Annotated in this window: 15 protein-coding genes; 14 read left to right on the top strand and 1 reads right to left on the bottom strand. The window is 41.9% G+C overall.

All coding sequences use genetic code 11. The features are described from left to right. The first annotated feature begins 3 nt into the window (after window positions 1-3). The 4 genes from RHS_RS08040 to RHS_RS08025 all read left to right on the top strand — a co-directional run bounded on the left by RHS_RS08040 (window position 4) and on the right by RHS_RS08025 (window position 6,307). On the top strand, window positions 4-1,731 hold the full coding sequence (locus RHS_RS08040) for an ABC transporter ATP-binding protein (RefSeq protein ID WP_047832876.1): 1,728 nt from the start codon (window positions 4-6) through the stop codon (window positions 1,729-1,731). Further along, entirely contained in the window at window positions 1,731-3,590 is a 1,860-nt protein-coding gene (locus tag RHS_RS08035; protein ID WP_047832875.1) for an ABC transporter ATP-binding protein, read from the top strand. Before RHS_RS08040 ends, RHS_RS08035 begins: the two co-directional genes overlap by 1 nt. Before the next feature lie 218 nt (window positions 3,591-3,808). Further along, complete coding sequence (locus RHS_RS08030; RefSeq protein ID WP_027294499.1) at window positions 3,809-4,162, top strand: Hpt domain-containing protein; 354 nt, start codon at window positions 3,809-3,811, stop codon at window positions 4,160-4,162. Window positions 4,163-4,177: 15 nt separating this feature from the next. Then, entirely contained in the window at window positions 4,178-6,307 is a 2,130-nt protein-coding gene (locus tag RHS_RS08025; RefSeq protein ID WP_044289419.1) for a diguanylate cyclase, read from the top strand. 37 nt (window positions 6,308-6,344) lie between these two features. Here RHS_RS08025 and RHS_RS30570 read toward each other — a convergent pair whose 3' ends face one another. Next, complete coding sequence (locus RHS_RS30570; RefSeq protein WP_176731126.1) at window positions 6,345-6,491, bottom strand: hypothetical protein; 147 nt, start codon at window positions 6,489-6,491, stop codon at window positions 6,345-6,347. Between the two features lie 122 nt (window positions 6,492-6,613). Here RHS_RS30570 and RHS_RS08020 point away from each other — a divergent pair, with 122 nt between their 5' ends. The 10 genes from RHS_RS08020 to RHS_RS07975 all read left to right on the top strand — a co-directional run bounded on the left by RHS_RS08020 (window position 6,614) and on the right by RHS_RS07975 (window position 20,392). Continuing rightward, window positions 6,614-6,853: a FeoA family protein gene (locus RHS_RS08020; RefSeq protein WP_027294498.1), complete on the top strand. Its 240-nt coding sequence runs from the start codon at window positions 6,614-6,616 to the stop codon at window positions 6,851-6,853. A 12-nt stretch (window positions 6,854-6,865) separates the two neighbouring features. Beyond that, a complete protein-coding gene (gene feoB / locus RHS_RS08015; RefSeq protein ID WP_047832874.1) occupies window positions 6,866-9,013 on the top strand; it encodes a ferrous iron transport protein B in 2,148 nt (715 codons plus the stop codon). Between the two features lie 655 nt (window positions 9,014-9,668). Then, window positions 9,669-11,420, top strand: coding sequence for a histidine kinase (locus tag RHS_RS08010; RefSeq protein WP_047832873.1), 1,752 nt, complete (start codon window positions 9,669-9,671; stop codon window positions 11,418-11,420). Then, on the top strand, window positions 11,420-12,931 hold the full coding sequence (locus RHS_RS08005; RefSeq protein WP_395021776.1) for a response regulator: 1,512 nt from the start codon (window positions 11,420-11,422) through the stop codon (window positions 12,929-12,931). Before RHS_RS08010 ends, RHS_RS08005 begins: the two co-directional genes overlap by 1 nt. A 92-nt stretch (window positions 12,932-13,023) precedes the next feature. Beyond that, window positions 13,024-14,370, top strand: a complete 1,347-nt coding sequence (locus RHS_RS08000) for an ABC transporter substrate-binding protein (RefSeq protein ID WP_044294751.1) — start codon at window positions 13,024-13,026, stop codon at window positions 14,368-14,370. Window positions 14,371-14,421: 51 nt separating this feature from the next. Further along, window positions 14,422-15,309 carry a carbohydrate ABC transporter permease gene (locus tag RHS_RS07995; RefSeq protein WP_047832871.1) on the top strand — a complete coding sequence of 296 codons (888 nt, stop codon included), beginning with the start codon at window positions 14,422-14,424 and terminating at the stop codon, window positions 15,307-15,309. Beyond that, window positions 15,306-16,148 (top strand): carbohydrate ABC transporter permease, encoded by an 843-nt coding sequence (locus RHS_RS07990; protein WP_027294493.1) that lies wholly within the window; start codon window positions 15,306-15,308, stop codon window positions 16,146-16,148. Before RHS_RS07995 ends, RHS_RS07990 begins: the two co-directional genes overlap by 4 nt. Before the next feature lie 13 nt (window positions 16,149-16,161). Then, complete coding sequence (locus tag RHS_RS07985) at window positions 16,162-17,154, top strand: zinc-binding dehydrogenase (RefSeq protein ID WP_047832870.1); 993 nt, start codon at window positions 16,162-16,164, stop codon at window positions 17,152-17,154. 2 nt (window positions 17,155-17,156) lie between these two features. Beyond that, window positions 17,157-18,263: a Gfo/Idh/MocA family protein gene (locus RHS_RS07980; RefSeq protein WP_047832869.1), complete on the top strand. Its 1,107-nt coding sequence runs from the start codon at window positions 17,157-17,159 to the stop codon at window positions 18,261-18,263. A 2-nt stretch (window positions 18,264-18,265) separates the two neighbouring features. Beyond that, the gene (locus RHS_RS07975; RefSeq protein ID WP_047832868.1) at window positions 18,266-20,392 is read left to right on the top strand and encodes an alpha-L-fucosidase; all 2,127 of its coding nucleotides are present in this window, start codon (window positions 18,266-18,268) and stop codon (window positions 20,390-20,392) included. The last annotated feature ends 8 nt before the right edge of the window (window positions 20,393-20,400 follow it).

Below are 20,400 nucleotides of genomic sequence, written 5' to 3'. Positions count from 1 at the left end.
GCAATGATTCAGAAATTCATGAGATATTTTCATAATTATAAAAAATATCTTTACATCAGCTGCATTTGTGTAGTGCTGGAAACCATGTTTGAATTAATTATTCCCATGATTATGGCAGATATCATTGACGTAGGCGTGGTGAATAAAGATGTTCCGTATATCTTTCTGAAAGGTTCTCTGATGGCATTGTGTGCTCTTTTATCACTGTTTCTGGGAATCTTATATGCCCGTTTTGCGGCACTGGCGGGACAGGGATTTGGGGCAGAGCTTCGGGGGGAAGAATTTCGCCGGCTTTCGGAGTTTTCCTTTGGGAATATGGACCGGTTTTCTACTTCCTCACTGATCACCAGGCTTACCAGTGATGTAGCTGTTCTGCAAAATGCCATCAGCGGAGGAATACGGCCGGCTGTTCGGGCACCTGTCATGCTGGTGATGGCAATCACGATGTCATTTGTGATTAATGCCAGGCTGGCACTTGTCTTTGTAGCAGCAGTACCGATTTTGGCTGTTGCACTTATTTGCATTATAAGGAAACTGCGTCCCATGTATGGAAAAATGCAAAAAGCTGTTGATATGGTGAACCGGGTGACCCAGGAAAACCTTATCGCAATCCGGGTTGTGAAATCATTTGTCCGGGGAAATTATGAAAAGGAAAAGTTTAAAGAAGTAAATGATAATCTACAGTTTACCAGCGAAAAAGCTTTTCATACGGCAGTGCTTAATATGCCATGTTTTCAGTTTGTGATGTATTTTACCATTGTGGCTATTCTCTGGTTTGGCGGCAATCTGATATTTGTGGGCAGTATGAAGGTTGGGGAACTGACCGGTTTCTTAAGTTATGTACTGCAGATATTGAATTCCCTGATGATGCTTTCCAATGTATTTATGATGCTTACCAGAAGTGTTGCGAGTGCAGGACGTATCCAGGAAGTCATGGAAGAACAAAGCGAAATCAAAGATGACATGGCAAAAGATATAGAAGTAGGAAGTGGGAGCATCGATTTTGAACATGTCAATTTCAAATACAAAGAGGAAGCAGAAGAATATGTACTCAGCGATATTACATTTCACATCGAAGCAGGGCAGACCATTGGTATCATAGGCGGCACAGGATCTGCCAAGACATCGCTGGTGCAGTTGATTCCGCGGCTGTACGATGTGACGGAAGGAACCGTTAAGATTGACGGTATCGATGTAAAAGAGTATCCGATGAAGCATTTGAGAGAAGCAATCGGTATGGTATTACAGAGAAATACATTATTTTCGGGAACGATCCGGGAAAATCTGCTCTGGGGAAATGAAAAGGCGGATGACAGTGAAATTAACTGGGCATGTCATATTGCATGTGCTGACGAATTTCTGAAAAAGATTCCCCAGGGTCTGGATTTTGATCTGGGTCAGGGGGGTGTCAACGTATCCGGTGGACAGAAGCAGCGTCTCTGCATTGCCAGGGCATTGTTAAAACGTCCTAAAATACTGATCCTGGATGATTCTACAAGTGCGGTGGATACCGCAACGGAAAAGAAGATCCGGGACGGACTGGAACAGTACATGGGAGATACCACAAAGATAATAATCGCCCAGAGAATCAGTTCTGTCAAAAATGCAGACCAGATTATTGTATTGGATGACGGGCATATCAATGCGATAGGGACCCATGAAACGTTAGTGGAGACAAACCCCATTTATCAGGAAGTATATACTTCGGGACAGGAAGGAGCTGATAAATAATGGCAAAAGTAATAGGATATAAGAAGCCCAGAAACATCAAGAAAACCTTAAAAACTATGCTGCGCTATTTTAAACGCCATATCTTTGCGCTATGCCTGGTGACGGTTATGGTTATAATATCAGCGGGAGCCAATATTTACGGCACTTATCTTTTAAAGCCTATTGTAAACGATTATATCGTTCCCGGAGATATACCCGGGCTGATTAAAATGCTGCTCTTTATGGGAACCATGTATCTGACCGGAGTTTTATGTACCTTTGGTTATACCCAGTTGATGGTGAGAACGGCACAGGCAATGGTAAAGGAAATCCGAAGTGATCTGTTTAGTAAGACCCAGAATCTGCCGCTGTCTTACTTTGATGCAAAGACCCACGGCGAGTTAATGTCACGGTTTACCAATGATATGGATACGGTACAGGAAGGGTTGAATAATAGTTTCACCATGGTAATACAAAGCTTTATTGTCACTGTGGGAACAATTGTAATGATTGTGGTTTTAAATGCCAGGCTGAGTCTCGTTGTTTTTGTATCTTTTATCTGTATGTTTGCATTCATCCGTTACAGCAGCAAAAAAAGCCAGAAGTATTTCGCACAGCAGCAAAAATATCTGGGAAGCCTGAATGGGTTTGTAGAAGAAATGGTGGAAGGCGCTAAAGTGGTCAAGGTGTTCAACCATGAAGAAGAAAATATCCGGGAATTTGAGAGGAGAAATGAAAAACTCCGGGCATCTGCAACAGAAGCGCTCACTCATGGGGGACGAATGGTGCCGGTAATTGTCAGCATTTCTTATCTGAATTATGCGATTTCAGCGTGCATTGGCGGTTTGTTTGCAATCAGCGGGCTGATGGATCTTGGCAGCTTATCCAGTTATCTGGTATATGTACGGCAGACAGCAATGCCGATTAATCAATTTACTCAGCAGATGAATTTTATACTGGCGGCAGTCGCAGGTGCGGAGCGGATATTTGAAGTTATTGAAGAAGCAGAAGAGGCAGATGCTGGAAAGACTACACTGACGCCGGTGGTTGAAGGCGCAGATGGAAGCCTGGTGCCATGCAGGGAGCGGGATCATCACTGGGCATGGAGTTGTCCTGACAAAGATGGAAAAGAAGTTCTGGTTCCCATGAGAGGAGATGTACGTTTTCATGATGTATCCTTCTCTTATGAAGAAAATCATGAAATTCTGCACAAATTAAATCTCTATGCCAAGCCAGGGCAGAAGATTGCTTTTGTGGGTTCAACAGGAGCCGGAAAGACTACCATTACAAATCTGATCAACCGTTTTTATGAAATTAATCAAGGCGTCATCACCTATGATGGAATTGATATAAAGCAGATCAAAAAGGATGACCTGCGCCATTCATTATCAATGGTTTTACAGGATACCCATCTTTTTACCGGAACAATTGAAGAAAATATCCGGTATGGAAAACTGGATGCGGATCATGAAGAGGTGGTTGCGGCAGCAAAGCTTGCCAATGCCCATTCCTTTATCCGGAGGCTGCCAAATGGATATCAGACCATGCTGCACAGTGACGGAACCAATCTTTCCCAGGGACAGCGCCAGTTATTGTCCATTGCCCGTGCGGCAATTGCTGATCCCCTGGTACTGATACTGGATGAGGCAACCAGTTCCATCGATACCCGTACAGAAAAGCTGATCGAAAAAGGCATGGATAAACTGATGCAGGGAAGAACTGTATTCGTCATAGCTCACCGTCTGTCCACCGTTCGAAATGCCAATGCCATTATGGTTTTGGAAAATGGCTGTATTATTGAGCGTGGAAGCCATGAGGAATTATTGGAACAAGAAGGTAAATATTATCAGCTTTATAATGGTATGTTCGAATTGTCATAGGGACAACAAAATATTTTTGATAAAGCCTGGATGCCACGTAAACCACGGATTAATAAAGGATATCTGGCGAGATATGCAAGAAGTGTAACTTCCGGGAGTACAGGCGCTGTACTGGAATAAACAGGCATTTTAAAAACCTGCTCTGAGCCCAAATATCATTGACTATTCAGGTTTACACCTTTATAATAGATATAAAGTGAACAGGATAGGAGAAGGTTATGGAAATAAAAAACGTATATGAGGAATTAGGGCAGGAAAATTATTCCGCCGTTAAAGATCGTTTTTGTGGCAATGAAAAATTGTTAGAGAAATTTGTGAAAAAATTTCTTCTGGATCCTACGTATGAAAAACTGGAAGAGTCTGTCAGCGCAGGAGACCGGCAGGGTATAGAGATAAATGCCCACACATTAAAGGGGGTTGCCGGTAATCTGGGATTTTGCAGCCTGCAGTCAGAATGTGCGGAACTGGTTGGCTGTATCAGATTAGATAATAATGAGCAGATTCCGGAGTTATTTGAGCGTGTAAAAAGCACCTATACGAATATCATACAAGTAATCAAAAAACTGGATTAGGGCAGAGGGTGGACTATGGAACAAAAAAGAAGAACCATTTTAATAGTCGACGATATGGAGCTGAACAGAGCAATCCTCAATGAGATGTTTTATCAGAATTACAATGTACTGGAAGCCTGTGACGGTGAGCAGGCACTGCAGTTAATTTCTCAGAAAAAGCATGAGATTGATATTATACTGCTGGATATTGTAATGCCTGTAATAGATGGATTTGGAGTATTGGAAAGTCTGCAGAGGCAGAATCTGATGGAGCGCCTGCCGGTGGTTATGATTACGGCAGAGAATTCGGAAAGCGTTATGAAAAAAGGCTATGCAATGGGAGTTACGGATATTATAACGAAACCTTTTAATCCAGACATTGTAAGAAGGCGTGTAAAAAATGTACTTGCTTTATACAGCAGGCAGGAGAGCCTGGAAGAACTGGTTGAACAACAGACACAGGCGCTGCGCAATCAGACCAGACAGCTTCTGGATGCCCTTAGCAGTATTATAGAGTTTAAAAATATGGAATCGGGTCAGCACATACTCAGAATTCGTATCATAACAAAGTTTTTACTACAAAAATTATCTAAGAAATTTCCGGGATATGATCTTACCGCAAAGCAGATAGATACCATATCAGAAGCTGCTGCAATGCATGATATCGGAAAAATCGCTATTTCCAATTCAATTTTAAATAAACCGGGAAAGCTTACCGCTGAAGAATTTGAGATTATGAAAACTCATACGGTAAAAGGATGTGAGGTAGCAAGAAAATTAAAATATATACAAAACCAGGACTTTATGGGATACTGCCTGGACATTTGCCGCCACCACCACGAGCGCTGGGACGGCAAAGGGTATCCTGACGGTCTGAAAGAGGATGAGATCTCCATATGGGCACAGGTAGTATCTCTTGCAGATGTCTATGATGCGCTCACAAGCGAACGGGTGTATAAGCGGGCTTACAGCCATCAGGAAGCCTTATATATGATTCAGAATGGTGAATGCGGTATATTTAATCCCCGGCTTTTGAAATGTTTCATGGAAAATGCAGATGAGATGTATCAGTATCTTTTAAATTTGACGGATGAAAATGCAAGTACCTTCGGTTATGAGGACGAATACGAGCAAAAAACTACGGCCAATATGACAAATATTTCCGACCGCACCTTACAGCTATTGGAGCTTGAGCGGGAAAAATATAGAATTATAACGGAACTGTCAGGTGATATCGTGTTTGACTATGACACGCAGAGAGATCTGCTAAGCTTCTCAGAGAAATTCAGGGAAGTTTTTGGAAGAAATATCATAATAGAAGATGCCCGGCACTGGATGCAGAACAGTGGTTTTTTGTATGAGCAGGACAAAAGCAAGTTTATAAAGCATCTGATGATTCTTACCAGTCAGAATGTAACCTGTAAAGTTCAGGTGCGTCTGATGGTAACTCAAGATACTTATGAATGGTTTGACGTCTATGTCCATTCCATCTGGAATCAGGAAACCGGTGAGTGCCTGACCCTGATGGGCAAGATGGTCAACGTAGACCAGCGTTACAAAGAACTGGAGCAATGGAAGAAAGTAGCCAATACCGATGCATTAACAGGTCTGTATAATAGAAAGGCATTGGAAGAGAAGATCAGTGAGGTGCTGGTCAACGAGCATGCACAGCAGTCAGCACTTTGTTTTATAGATTTGGATGATTTCAAACAGGTAAATGATGGTTATGGACATCCTTACGGAGATGAATTATTAATTGAAATTGCCAGACAATTGAAAGGCTGTGTCAGAAGTACAGATATTACCGGCAGAATAGGCGGAGATGAATTTATTGTACTACTTCGCAATATAAAATCGGTTCGGGATATGATGGAAAAAGCATCACAGCTTTGTCATACTCTCGGAAAAGGATTTAAGGGATATAACTATTCCGTCAGCATCGGAATTGCGGTATTCCCCGAAGCCGGAAAGACTTATGAAGAACTGCTCAGCCGGGCTGATCAGGCATTATATTGTTCCAAAAATGCAGGAAAAGACCAGTATGTGATCTATGGTGATGATACGGCAGAGATGCCATTTCGTTCTCTGTTATCAGAGGTGGACAGCTTTGTGCAGACCGAAAATGAACTGGCCAAGATTTTAAATAATGCGGGTATGGAAAAATAAGGCGGATATAACTGCCTTATTTTTTTTACCCTTTTATTTAAACATTATATGTTACAATCGTCCATTTTTCATTTTGTTTCATTAAAAAGCAGGGAGTATTTATTTTTTTACGGTAATAGTATTCAAATAATTTTTGAAAGAAGCGGTAGTCTAAAAATAAGGCAATATTTTCGTTTACAGTCATATATACATCTCCAATCATTCAAAAATATTAGTATTCATGTAACCATATGGCCTCCGGCAGCATACATTAGAATATAGTATCATACTGCTCTATTCTAATTATATTCCGGAGGAGAGAAATATATGACGCATATTGTACAACTTACTGAATTAAAAAGGGGAGAAAAAGCAGTGATTACAGAGCTGATCTCTTTTAAAGAAATGAGGCGCAGGCTTCAGGATATGGGAATGATAGAGGGGACAACAGTAGAATGTGTGGGAAAAAGTCCTTTGGGCGACCCTTGTGCTTTTTTAATAAGAGGTGCAGTAATTGCTCTTCGAAAAGAGGATGCGGGAAGTGTAATGGTAGAATGCAGTGATTAATAGGAGGTGCTTATGGGACTAAACAGGACATCATCAGGAATGAATTCTGTTGACAAAGAACTCGTAATTCAAAAAGAAAGAGAAGAAGATAAGGTTATTGCACTTGCCGGAAATCCCAATGTAGGGAAAAGTACTGTTTTTAATCAGCTGACGGGCATGAAGCAGCATACCGGTAACTGGCCGGGGAAAACGGTTGCCAATGCCCAGGGATATTGCTCTTATGGGAATCAGGGTTATGTAATGGTGGATATTCCGGGATGCTATTCCCTGATGGCACATTCCATTGAAGAAGAAGTGGCAAGAGACTTTATCTGTTTTGAACATCCGGATGCAGTCGTGGTAGTTTGTGATGCAACCTGTCTCGAACGTAATCTGAATCTGGTATTGCAGATACTGGAAGCTTGTGCCAATGTAGTAGTTTGTGTCAATCTTATGGATGAAGCAAAGAAAAAGCAGATTAAGATACAATTAGAATCATTATCTGAAAAGACAAAGGTTCCGGTAATCGGAATAACAGCAAGAAGCAAAAAAGGTCTGGATCAGATCTTTGAAGGTCTGAATCAAATCTGGGGCCAAACAGAGAACAAGGAACCACTGGTGACCTATCCTGATTATATTGAAGATGCCATTCACCAACTGGAGCCAGCCGTAGAAAAATTATGCAAAGGAGTACCAAATTCCAGATGGCTGTGTGCCAGACTGCTGGATGCAGATGACTGCCTGCGTAAATCAATGCGGCTGCATATCGGAAATGATCTTCTGGAAAATGAAGAGATACATAATATCCTTTCCGATATTAAATCCAATTTGTCAGACTCAGAAATTTCCAGAGAACAATTGAGTGATGATATCGCCTCTGCCTTTGTAAAGAAAGCAGAAGATCTATGCAGAGATACGGTTGCTTTCGAAGATAAATCCTATAACCGAAAAGACCGCCGGCTAGACCGTTTATTCACAAGTAAGGTAAGCGGGTTTCCGATAATGTTCCTGGTCCTGCTGTTTGTCTTCTGGCTTACAATCACCGGGGCAAATTATCCGTCACAGCTTTTGAGCAAGGGCTTATTCATGTTGGAAGACCAATTAGTATTACTCTTTCAAAAAATAGGTGCCCCCACAATATTATATGAAATTCTGGTATTTGGAATATACCGGGTACTGGCATGGGTAGTGTCCGTCATGCTGCCGCCAATGGCAATTTTCTTCCCTTTGTTTACACTGTTAGAGGACTTTGGATATTTGCCGAGAGTCGCATTTAATCTGGACAGGTGTTTTAAAAAATGCCAGGCGTGCGGGAAACAGGCTTTGACTATGTGCATGGGGTTTGGCTGTAACGCAGCCGGCATCATCGGCTGCCGCATCATAGATTCTCCAAGGGAACGTTTCATAGCAATCATCACCAATAATTTTGTCCCCTGCAATGGAAGACTGCCAATCTTAATATCAGTAATTTCCATGTTTTTTGTAGGAAAGGTAACCGGAGTGTTTTCCTCCCTGTTGTCAGCAGTCATTTTAGCAGGAATTATTGTACTTGGCGTAATAATGACCCTGGTAGTATCCAAAATACTGTCCAAAACAATATTAAAAGGAATGCCATCATCCTTCACTCTAGAATTGCCGCCTTACCGAAGACCGCAGATCGGAAAAGTGATTGTGCGATCCATCTTTGACCGTACACTCTTTGTATTAGCCCGTGCAGTAGTGATTGCAGCACCTGCAGGACTGGTTATCTGGCTGATGGCAAATCTGTCAATTGGAGATATGACCATATTAACCCACTGCACCCAGGCACTGGATCCCTTTGCAAAGATGCTGGGTATGGATGGCGTTATACTGATGGCGTTTATACTGGGTCTGCCTGCAAATGAAATCGTGATCCCGATTATGATCATGACGTATATGGCACAGGGCAGTCTGATGGAAATTAATGACCTGGATGTACTAAAACAGCTGCTGGTACAAAATGGATGGACCTGGGTAACGGCAGTCAGCACCATGCTGTTTACGCTGATGCACTGGCCCTGTTCCACAACGTGTTTAACCATACACAAAGAGACGCAGAGCATAAAGTGGACGCTGGTCTCGGTGGTGGTACCAGCAGTTGTGGGGATCGTGGTGTGTTTTGTGTTTACATCGGTGGTAAGGCTGCTTGGGATTGGGTGAGATTATTATGAAATAAGTGGGAAAATGAGAATTCAGGAGTTGCAGAACCTGGCAGGCAGTAAGTCAGATTGGGTTTATTGCAACTCCTGTGAAATAACAGGAGCAGGTTCTGTTGTCCTTCAACAAAGATTTGAAGCTTTGAAAACTCGAATGAAAGTTTTGCCGACATGAACTGTGGTATCCTAATCAGCCCGTCATCAATGTCGATGACACTGATGTGAATAAGAGTCGGATTTAAATTTGAATCCCTTGACCTGGTACGCAATGGCTTGACATCTACCTTCATTCTATTGAATTTGATTGGCTATATGTGTTAATCACTTTTCCGTGATCCATTTCAATGACGCTGTCACATAATAAGTATAGTAATAATAATATATTCTAAACATATTGTCAATAAAAAGGTAGATTACAAAAAACGACATGGTAAGTGATTCAAAACTGCGTCAGGGCAGGATTAAATCAGTTAGTAAATCATAAAAAATAGCACAAATTAGAATATTTTTCCACTTCAATAAGAAACGCTGGTTGCTATAATGATAATAGAATAGAAATGTATGCAGCGGGGATATACAAAATGCCTGCTTTGTGGCCGTTGCAGTAATACACAGAAATTTAAAAGGAATGAACCAATCTTCAGCGAAAGGAGAAGTGGATGAAAAAACTAAAGAATATGGGACTTGCCAGGAAGTTTTCTGTCACAATATTATTCAGCCTGATACTGCCGCTGGTACTTCTTTTTAGTATCATGAACAGTGTAATCGCCAGTGAATTTATGGAGAAGCAATATGAAAAGGAACTGGAAGTATTAAAACAGTCGAAGCCCAGCCTGGAAAATGTGCTGGAGGATACCCAGACTTTATCCAGAAATATTGTGGGAAACAAAGAAGTTCAGGCACTGTTGGAGGAATATGAGAAGTCAGGTATGGTGAATGAGGAGACATTGAGCAGAGCTAAAATATACATTGAAGAAATGATCTATATGAAACGTTATATTTCCTCCCTGTCCCTATTCAGCAAGGGAAAGACTCTGTATCAATATGGAGGATATTATAAGAGCGAAGATATCTTTGATTTGCCGGAGCTGGAAAAGGAGCTGGGCGAACTGAATGGAAAACCCATGTGGGATTCTGCCAGAATGCATAGGGGATATATAGCTGGAAAAGAAAACTGCCCCATGGTGTCTGTATACCGTATTATCAATCATCTGTATCGTCTGACTCCCGTGGGAGCAGAAAGAATCAGTATCAGTGAAGAATACCTTTGCTCATTATATGCGTCTGCGGAGTCATCGGAAGAAGATCAGTCATACATATTTGATGAAGATGGAAGAATTGTTTCTGCCAGAGAAAAAGAGCTGCTAACAGGGAATGTATCAGAAGAGATTGTAGAGAGAGTGAATGGACAGGATGGATATTTCGTGGAAGAAAAACACGGACAGGCAGTTTTTTATTACAAGGTTCCGATTACAGGCTGGACGGTAGTTCGGACCAAAAGTATGAGTGTTTTGCAGGAACAGATTCGCATGATCAACAATATTATCTGGATGTGTCTGACGCTGGCAATTTTCTTTGGTTTTGTGTTTTCAATAGTACAGAAACACTCTGTCATTGATCCGGTAGTTAGATTGGCAAGTGACGTAGAAAAGGTGGATGAGGGGAATTATGACATTAAACTTCATACTGGAAACCAAGATGAGATTGGAATGTTAAATCAAAGTGTCATTCAGATGACTTCCCGTATCCGGGATTTGATTGAGACTGTCTACAAAGGGCAGATTCATATGAGAGAAGCGGAAATCCTGTCTCTTCAGGCTCAGATTAACCCTCATTTTCTGTATAATACTTTAGATACCATGAGATGGATAGCCATAGAGCATCAAGAGGAGTTGCTGGCATGTCAGATAGAAGCATTATCAAGTATGTTCCGCCACGTTTTAAATAACGGTAAAGAAGTGACCACAGTAGAGGAAGAGGTTGCACATCTGAAAAATTATCTGGAAGTACAGCACTGCCGTTTTGGGGAAAAGATACAGGTAGAGATGAATGTGGATGAACAGCTATATTCATGTCGGGTATTGAAGCTGATTCTTCAGCCGCTGGTGGAAAATTCGTTTGTTCATGGGTTGGAAGAAAAAATTGGGGGAGGAAAGATTTCGGTTTCTGTGACAGGGGAGAAGGGAGCAATTGTTTACCGGGTTACTGACAATGGGGTAGGAGTGGATGCGGTAAAAATACGGGAGATATTGAGGACAGAAAAACAGACAGGAAAGATATACGCACTGAAAAATGTAAATGATAGGATTAAACTTAAGTATGGAGAAGCGTATGGGGTAACTTTTCAATCCAAAGTAGGAGAAGGAACAGAGGTAGTGGTTCAGATTCCCAGGGCATTAATGGAGGACTAATGATGAAAGCGTTGATTGTAGATGATGAGATGCATATCCGAAATGGATTGCAGAAAAGTGTAAAGTGGAGAGAACTTGGAATTGAACAGATATTTACCGCAGAAGATGGCAGGGAAGCACTGGCAGTCTGTCTAAAGGAAAAGCCGGAGATTCTAATTACGGATATCCGGATGCCTGGAATGGATGGACTTACATTGGCACAGGCAGCAATTGATAAGGCCAAAGTGAAAAAAGTGGTGATACTAAGCGGTTTTTCTGAGTTTGAATATGCCAAAACAGCGATCCGTCTGGGAGTGGTGGATTATCTTCTTAAGCCAGTGAAGCTGGAAGAATTATCAGTTCTTTTGAAAAGAATGGTAGAAGAAATCCGTCTGGAGTCCAGGCAGAAGGAATTACAGAACCAGGAAATGGTATGGGAAGTGATACGGGGAACAAAATCTCCCGGAATTCTGCGAACATTATTTGGAGAGAACCAGGGAGAAGTACTTCTGGCTGTATTAGAGAGAGATGTTCCTTATGGCAGATGCTTTTCCGTTTTAGAAATACAGACAGAATATATGCAAATTCTGACAAAGATGGAGAATGAAGTGGTTCTTCTTTTTCAAATAAAGGGAAAAGATGATCGTACAGAGTATCATAATGTATTCTATCAGGAACTACATGCAATAAACCGAAGGCAGAATACCGGGTGCAGCTGTTCCATAGGGGTCAGTGAAAGAGGGCAGCTTAAGGATATCTGCCGGTTGTACCGACAGGCACAGGAGGCATTGAAACACCGCTTTTATAAAGGAAACGAAAACTGTATATTTCATGAAGAAGTAGAGGAGAATGAGACAAAATTTTACCCTTTATTGAACTTAGATAAAAAGGCTATTTCGGAAAGTGTTTCGTTGTTTCAGATAGATTTGCTGCATGATCAGATTCACAGGCAATTTGAGTTTCTCAGGAAAGAAAGATGCATGGAAGAAAGGGTTGTTCAGGAACTGTGTCTGGGGATACAGAATATTTTATTTGAGAGCATGATGGAGAGAGGGGTGGACATTGCAGGAATTTTGAATCAAAATCAGGAGTTGTTTTCCGGGCAGATGTCCTTTTCTTCTATTACAGATTACGAAGCCTGGATATCCGATTATTGTTATCTTCTGTTAAAGGGATTTGAAGATTTGTCGGGGAAGAGATACAGTGCAGTTATTTCAAAGGCGGTGGATTACATTAATCAGCACTATTCAGAAGAATTGTCTCTGGTACGATTGGCAGAGAATGTCAATAAATCTACCAGTTATTTTAGCTGCATATTTAAAAAAGAAATGGGTGTGAATTTTAATGAATATTTGAATCAAGTGCGAATCAGAAAGGCAAAGGAACTGCTACGTGTGCCGGACGCAGTTATTTATGAGGTGTCAGAGAAGACTGGATTTTCAGACTATAAGTATTTTACCAAGGTATTTAAAAAGCAATGCGGGTGTTCGCCCAGTGAATATGTTAAAACCGGAGAATGTAAGATATCGTAAAAAATTGCACATAATCGAATTTTTGTCCTCTGTAAGCGGAAACAAATAAAAGGTAAAATTAAGTTACCAAATGAAACAAAGGAGGAAAAGGAATGAGAAAAAGAGGTTTAGCAATGGGACTTACTGCACTGATGACAGCTGGGCTTTTGACTGGATGTGTGAGTGGACAGACTCAGACAACAGAAACGACAAAGGTGCCGGAACAAAAAGAGACAACGGCTAAGGACACGGAAGCAAATACGAAAGGGGCTGAAAAAACATCAAGTGAAAGTTCTTCAGAGGACGTGGTCACTTTGGAGCTGTTCTGGCAAAAATCAAATACCAATGTTATTCAGGAGATTATTGACAAATTCGAGGCGGAAAATCCCAATATAAAAATTGAATTGACAGCAACTTCCTCGGATACGGGAAAGCAGATTTTCCAGACCAGAATGGCCACCAACGAACCCATGGATTTAGTGCAGCATTGGCCATCACAGGCTGAATTCAGGGCTATGTGCAAGGAAGGCAGAATGGTGGATTTGTCTGATTATGCATGGAATGACAATATTATTGATACCTATTATGACATGTCTACCGTAGACGGAAAGTTATATTCTGTGCCCCTTTCTATTAACGCAGGCGTTGTAGCGTATAATAAAGAAATTTTTGAGGCAAACAATCTGGAAGTTCCCAAGACCTGGGCTGAGTTGGTTAAGGCAGCGGATACTTTGAAAGCAGCAGGAGTTACTCCATTTATTTTCAGTAATGGTGATAAAGAAAACTGTTCTCAGAAATTCCATATTATGACCGCAGCGGTTGCAGATGACAAGTGGAATCCATATGATTTCTATGTGGGAATGTATGAGGGAAGTGGAGCAAAATTTGCAGACAATGAGTACTCGAAGAAGGCTGCTGAACGTCTGTATCTTCTTTCCAGTGAATATGCACAGCCAGACCCTATGAGCACTAATTATGATCTGGCAATGCAGATGTTCGCAAATGGTGAGGGAGCAATGATGATTGCCGGAACCTGGGCACAGTCAGACATTGAAAAGAACAACCCGGAGATTCAGATGGGCATGTTTGCAATGCCGGCAGATGATGGAGTTAATATGTTGATTTCCGGAATTGACCCTGGTATTGCAGCCATGACAGGAACCGGGAAAGAAGAGTATGCAGCAAAATTCCTGGAGTTTGTGACCAGAACAGAAAATGCACAAATTTATACAGATTATGATAAGTCCCCAAGCCCGATTAAAGGGGTAAAGACGGACAATCCTACCATTGATCTGATGCTGAGTTATATTGAAGAAGGGAAAGCAATTCCCTGGTGGCGTGATTATATCAGTACTGGTGTAGTCAGTGATGAAGCAGATTTGGCACAGGCATTTTTAATGGATGGTGATTTGGATACTTTCTTAACAGGTGAGGAAGAAATTGTACTGCGTAAGGAATAAGGAAAAAGCGGGATGAATTCCCGCCTTTTCTAAAACAGAAAGGAGGCCTATATGAGAAAGAACAGTATCAGCCACAAAAGAAATGTTTCTTATATGCCTGTCATCGCTATAGCGTTACTTTTATATACCGTATTTTTTATTGTTCCGGCTGTTTACAGCTTCTATTTTAGCCTGACAGACTGGAATGGTTTTTCTCTGGAATACAATTTCGTTGGCTTAAAAAATTTTGTGAAAGTATTTCAGGATAAAGACCTTTTTAATTCTGTGAAATTTACGGTTATCTATACAGTAGTTATCAATGCCACAACGATACCCTGTTCGGTGATTTTAGGTGTTTTTCTGACAAAGAAATTAAAAGGTGTTAATTTCTTCCGTTCTGTGTTTTTTTATCCGGCCATTATTTCCATGTTATCTCTAGGCTTGATTTTTAATGAAATCTTTCGCCGGATGCTTCCTATGATTGGGGATGGTTTGGGAATTGGATTTTTGCAGACCAGTTTGTTATCTACAAAGACTGGGGCAGTGATAGCCGTAATCCTGTTGGGGTTCTGGCAGAATTTATCCATTCCTACCGTTTTGCTGATTGCTGCACTGCAGAGTGTACCCCAGGAGCTGACAGAAGCGGCGAAGATAGACGGGGCAGGTGTGATGGCCAGATTTCGCGTCGTGACATTTCCGTTTCTGGCATCTACCCTGGTGATCTGTTTCGTAAAAGGAATCCGGGATGCCCTGGTAGTCTTTGATTATATTATATCGCTGACACAGGGGGGACCTGCTAAAGCAACCACCTCTATGGGATATAAGATTTATCTGATGGGAAGTACAGACATGAAGTTCTCCCAGGGATGTGCCACGGCAATTGTTTTATTTTTTATCATTGCCCTGGTATCATTTATCATCATGAAGGTAATCGGGAGAGGAGGTATTGAGCAACAATGAACAATATGCGGACGAAGAAAAGAATTACAAATATTTTGACTTACTTCTTTCTGGTATTCTGGTTTTTATGTATTGCTCTGGTGTTATATGTAACGATAGTCAATTCTTTTAAGACACAGGTAGAATCCAGCAAAAGCTTTCTGACACTTCCGGAGGCATTTCAGCTCGATAATTATATTGCTGTATTCCAGAGAAGCGGATTTGTACAGGCAGTGGGCAATACCATCTTTTTTACATTGATTTCTATTATCATAGTAGCCGTTTTCGTGCCAGCAGTGTCCTATGCGGTGAACCAGATGATCCATCTTAAAACGGGAAAATTTTCTTTATACTATATAACAGCAGCGATGTTTGTTCCTTTCCAGATTGTAGCATTACCTTTATCCATGTTTATGAAAGCTCTGGGTTTAGGAAACCGGCTCAGTATTGTTATTATATTTATCACTTATCCATTGATACAGGGGGTGTATCTGTGCAACGGCTATCTGAAGACAGTGCCAAAAGAACTTGCGGAATCCGCCTATGTGGAAGGTGCAGGCACCTGGAAAACCTTTTTTTCTATAGTATATCCAATCATGAAACCGATGACAGCCACCATCATTATCACTAATTTTTTGTGGATGTGGAATGAGTTCCTTATTTCACTGATGATTCTGGGGGCGGACAAGAAGACACAGACGCTGCCATTATTCATCTACAGTTTTAAAGGACAGTATTCCATTGAGTATAACCTGCTGTTTGCGGCCATAGTATTGTCATCTATTCCACTGACGGTAATGTATGTGTTCTTACAGAAATATATTGTAGCAGGTCTGGCTGGAGGAGCAGTGAAGGGTTAGGTAGGATGATGTTATGAAGGGTTTACATTATGTAGGAAATAGACAGGTCAAGATCATGGAGATGGAGATTCCCAGGCCAAAACTGAAGGAAGTATTAATAGAGGTAACCTTATCTGCACTCTGCGGCAGTGAAAGAAATGATTATGAACAAGGCTGTTCCTTCGTGTCAGGTCATGAGTTTGTGGGAATTGTAAGGGAAGCAAAGAATTGCAGAGAGTCAAAGCCCGGTAACCGGGTAGCTGTAAATGTAATAAAAGGCTGTGGGAAGTGCTATTACTGCAGAATGGGAAAATCCCAATTCTGTGAGTCCATGATAATCTGTCAGGGAGGGCATGCGGAATATGTCTGTGTACCAGAGGAATGCTGTCTGGAGATACCGGAAGATGTAGAGGATCGGGCTGCGGTATTGCTGGGTGGTGATACCCTGGGGGTTGCATATCGTGCAGTACAGAAATTACCGGCAGGGATGGGGAGGGTGGCATTGGTAATTGGGGCTGGGCCAATTGGTCTGGGTGCCGTGTCACTACTAAAATATTACGGATATTATGTTGTGGTCTGGGAAATGAATCCGGTACGGAGGAAATATGCACTTCTGACCGGAGCCGATGAAGCAATGGATTCTGTAGATTTAAATTCAGAACAGAGAATAAAAGAATTGACGAATCGCCTGGGGGCGGATGTGGTATTGGAATGTTCCGGAAATCCGGTGGGACAGAAAAATGCACTTCATGCAGTGAGGCCGGAAGGTACCGTAGTTTTCTGCGGAGAGAACTACAAAGGGCTGACGATTGTACCTTCCGAGGATATTATACATAAGGAGATTACTTTGACCGGAGCTTTTTATTTTACAGGACAGGATTTCTATAGTCTCTGTGAATTGTACAGGAGAGGATTTGAACCGGGGAAAGCAGTCAGCCATATCTGGAACCTTGCCGAAGCCCCATTGGCATGTAAGATGTTTTTTGAGGGAAAAACCGGCAAGGTCTTGTTGGAGAGGAAGGTGTAGAAATGAAGTGTTTATCTACCGTCATAGTGGGAATGGGAGAACGGGGAAAGGTACATCTCCACGGATTCCTTAAAAATAGAGATATGTTTGAAGTGAAAGGAATCTGTGACAGGAGAGAAGCGCATCTTCAGGAGTCTGTCAGGCAGTATGGCATCAGCCCTGATATCTGCTACACAGATGCAGAGGAAATGCTGAAAACGGTTAAACCCGATGTGATGGCTTTTGTGACCATGCCTCATATTCGTCTGCCCTTGGTGAAACTGGCAGTTAAATATCAGGTGAAAGGTTTGCTTTTTGAAAAGCCAATGGCAGTTTCACTGGAAGAAGCAGATGAGATTGTACGCTTGTGTGAGGCACATGAAATTAAAACCATCGTTTGCCACCAGCATAAATACCTCAATTCTTTCCTGGAATTAAGGAAAGCTCTGGACAGCGGGGAACTGGGGCAGATTACAGATATCCGTGCAAGCTGCCAGCCCCAGGCTTCCCAGCTTGGAACCCACTATTTAGACTACATGATATGGGCTAATGGAGGAAAACAGATTGTAAGCGGAGTGGGACATATTCATGGCAGTTTTTATTTAGAGGACAGCCATCCTTCACCCGATTATGTTATGGGACAGTTAATTTTTGAAAATGGTGTACGGGGATTTTTAGAATGTGGGTATTTGGCGAAGCAGACGGAAAAGTATCAGGCTTGCTTTAGCCATGGCAGCGGGGAGCCTGCTTACTGGACAGATGACAGGCTGACGGTCTATGGATCAAAAGGATATGCCTGGGCTTCCTGCAATGGGAAATATGCGGTCTTTTCTCCAGAAACATCCCCTGAGATAAGGCATGGAGATTATCAGGATTTTTTCCAGCGGGAGCAATTTGAAGCACAAGTCCGCTATACGAAGGAGTTTGGGGAGTGGATGTTGGGAAAAAGAGAGCGCCACGACTGCGATGTAAAATTAGCATATCATGGATTTGAGGTGCTGGAAGGCATTTATAGCAGTGCCCTTGACTGTACCAGAGTGGATTTTCCGCGGGTTTGGCCCAATAAGTATGAAGCATTGGAAGAATGCAGGAAAAGATTACATAGAGTCACTTACAGAAAATGGAGGTAATTATGGATAAATGGTATAAGAAGCATTACCGAAGAACATTACTGGACATGCATATTGAAGATTGGAATGAAGAATTCCTGTCCCAATATGACCCCAAGAAGTATTTTGAACTATTGAAAAAAGCTGAAATTACAGCACCGATGATATACGTGCAGTCTCATGTGGGGCTCTGTTACTGGCCTACAAAGACTGGCATCATGCACAAAGCATTCCATGGAAAAGAAGACATGGTAAAGCAGGTTTTTGATATGTGCCGGGAGGCAGAAATGCCAACGGTTCTGTATTATAGCATCATTTTCAATAACCGGGAATATGAACGCCATCCGGAGTGGAGAATGAAGGATGCAAATGGACAGGATTCCAGATCGAATGGAGGGCGGTATGGGTTGTGCTGTCCCAACAATGAAGAATACCGGGAGTTTGTGAAAGCACAGATTCGGGAATTCTCCCAGTATTTCCAGTTTGAAGGTGTATTCTTTGATATGACCTTTTGGCCGGAGGTATGTTATTGCAAATCATGCCAGAAGCGCTGGAGAGAAAAACATCAGGAGCCAATGCCCGAAATAGTGGACTGGAACGATGAGAAATGGCTGGCCTTTGACCAGGAGCGCCATGAGTGGATAAAGGAATTTGCATTCCTCTGTACCGATGAAGTACATAAGTATTCTCCCGAAGCAACCGTAGAGCATCAGTATGGAAACTCCATTGCATTTTGGAGATTTGGAAATAACGAAAATGTATCTATGGCAAGTGATTATATTGGCACGGACTTATACGGAGGAATCAGGCAGCAGTCCTTTGCTTGTAAAGCCTGGTACCATCTTACCAAGAACAGACCTTTCCAGTATATGACAAGCAGATGCTATCCAACCCTCGCGGAACATACTTCTATGAAATCCTATGACCAGCTTCGGCAATGTGTAGCCATGACATATCTTCATCACGGAGCGAGCCTGTTGATTGATGCCATTGACCCAGTGGGAACCATGGATGAGCGGGTATACGAACTGATTGGAAAAATCTACGGGGAAATGAAAGAATATGAGCCTTACATGACAGAAGGAGAACTATCCTTTGATATCAGCTTATATTTCAATTTAAACGGAAAATATGACCCCAGACAAGAGGGAATTCATGTAATGGATCACCGCCTGGACAGGGATAAAGGCAGCGCAGGTACCATGCCTCATTTCGATGCATTGATGGGAGCTTCTGATATCCTGGCAGCCCATCATATTCCCTATGGGATAGTAAATAACTGGAGGCATGAGGAAATACAGAAACATCCGGTTCTGGCAATTATGGATGCGCCAGGGCTTTCTGAAGAAGAAATATCGGATGTGATATCTTATGTGCGTGATGGAGGAAATCTGTATTTAAGCGGTTACACAGATAACAGGCTCCTGCAGAAATTCTTTCATACAGAAATGGATGGGTATACAGATGGAAGAATGACATATCTGGCACCCTGCGGGGAATCGGGGATTATGGAAGGATATAGTACCAGAAAATATCCGCTTGTGATGTTTGAACCGGCAGTAAAATTAAAACCAGGATACATGGGAACTAAAATGGCAACATTGACGTTCCCCTATACAAAACCAGGCATTCACTGGTCTATGTTCCCTACGGATGTTCATGAGAAGGAATATGTGGACGTAAATTCAGATGCATATCCATTTTCTACCATACACGCAAATCCTCCTGGAATAGAGACAGAGATGCCGGGTATGCTGTATACCATCTGCGGGAAAGGAAAGGTCATATGGTCTGCCCTGCCTCTTGAAAGAGCTGAGAGGTTCCAGCATGGAGAGGTATTTATAAATATAATGAAAATGCTTGCCGGTGGTGCGTTTTCCATTCAGGTAGAAGCAAGTGAAACAGTAGAGATTATAATCTTCGAAGATAAACTGGCTAAATCCCTGTTAGTGGGGCTGATTGAAACCAGAAACGGTTATACCATTGCAGACACCCATGATATAGACATTGCACTCAATACACCTGTGAAACCGGCAAATGTATGCATGCTGCCGGAGAAAAAAGAAATAGCTTACTGCTATGAAGACGGATGTTTAAAAATACATCTGGATAAAATATCTGTTTTTGCCATGTTACAGATTCAGTGGTAAAAAGTTGT

Source organism: Robinsoniella sp. RHS (assembly GCF_001029355.1).
Classification (GTDB): domain Bacteria; phylum Bacillota; class Clostridia; order Lachnospirales; family Lachnospiraceae; genus Robinsoniella; species Robinsoniella peoriensis.
Note: the sequence above shows the minus strand (reverse complement) of the source record. Positions and strands in the feature narration are given on the sequence as shown.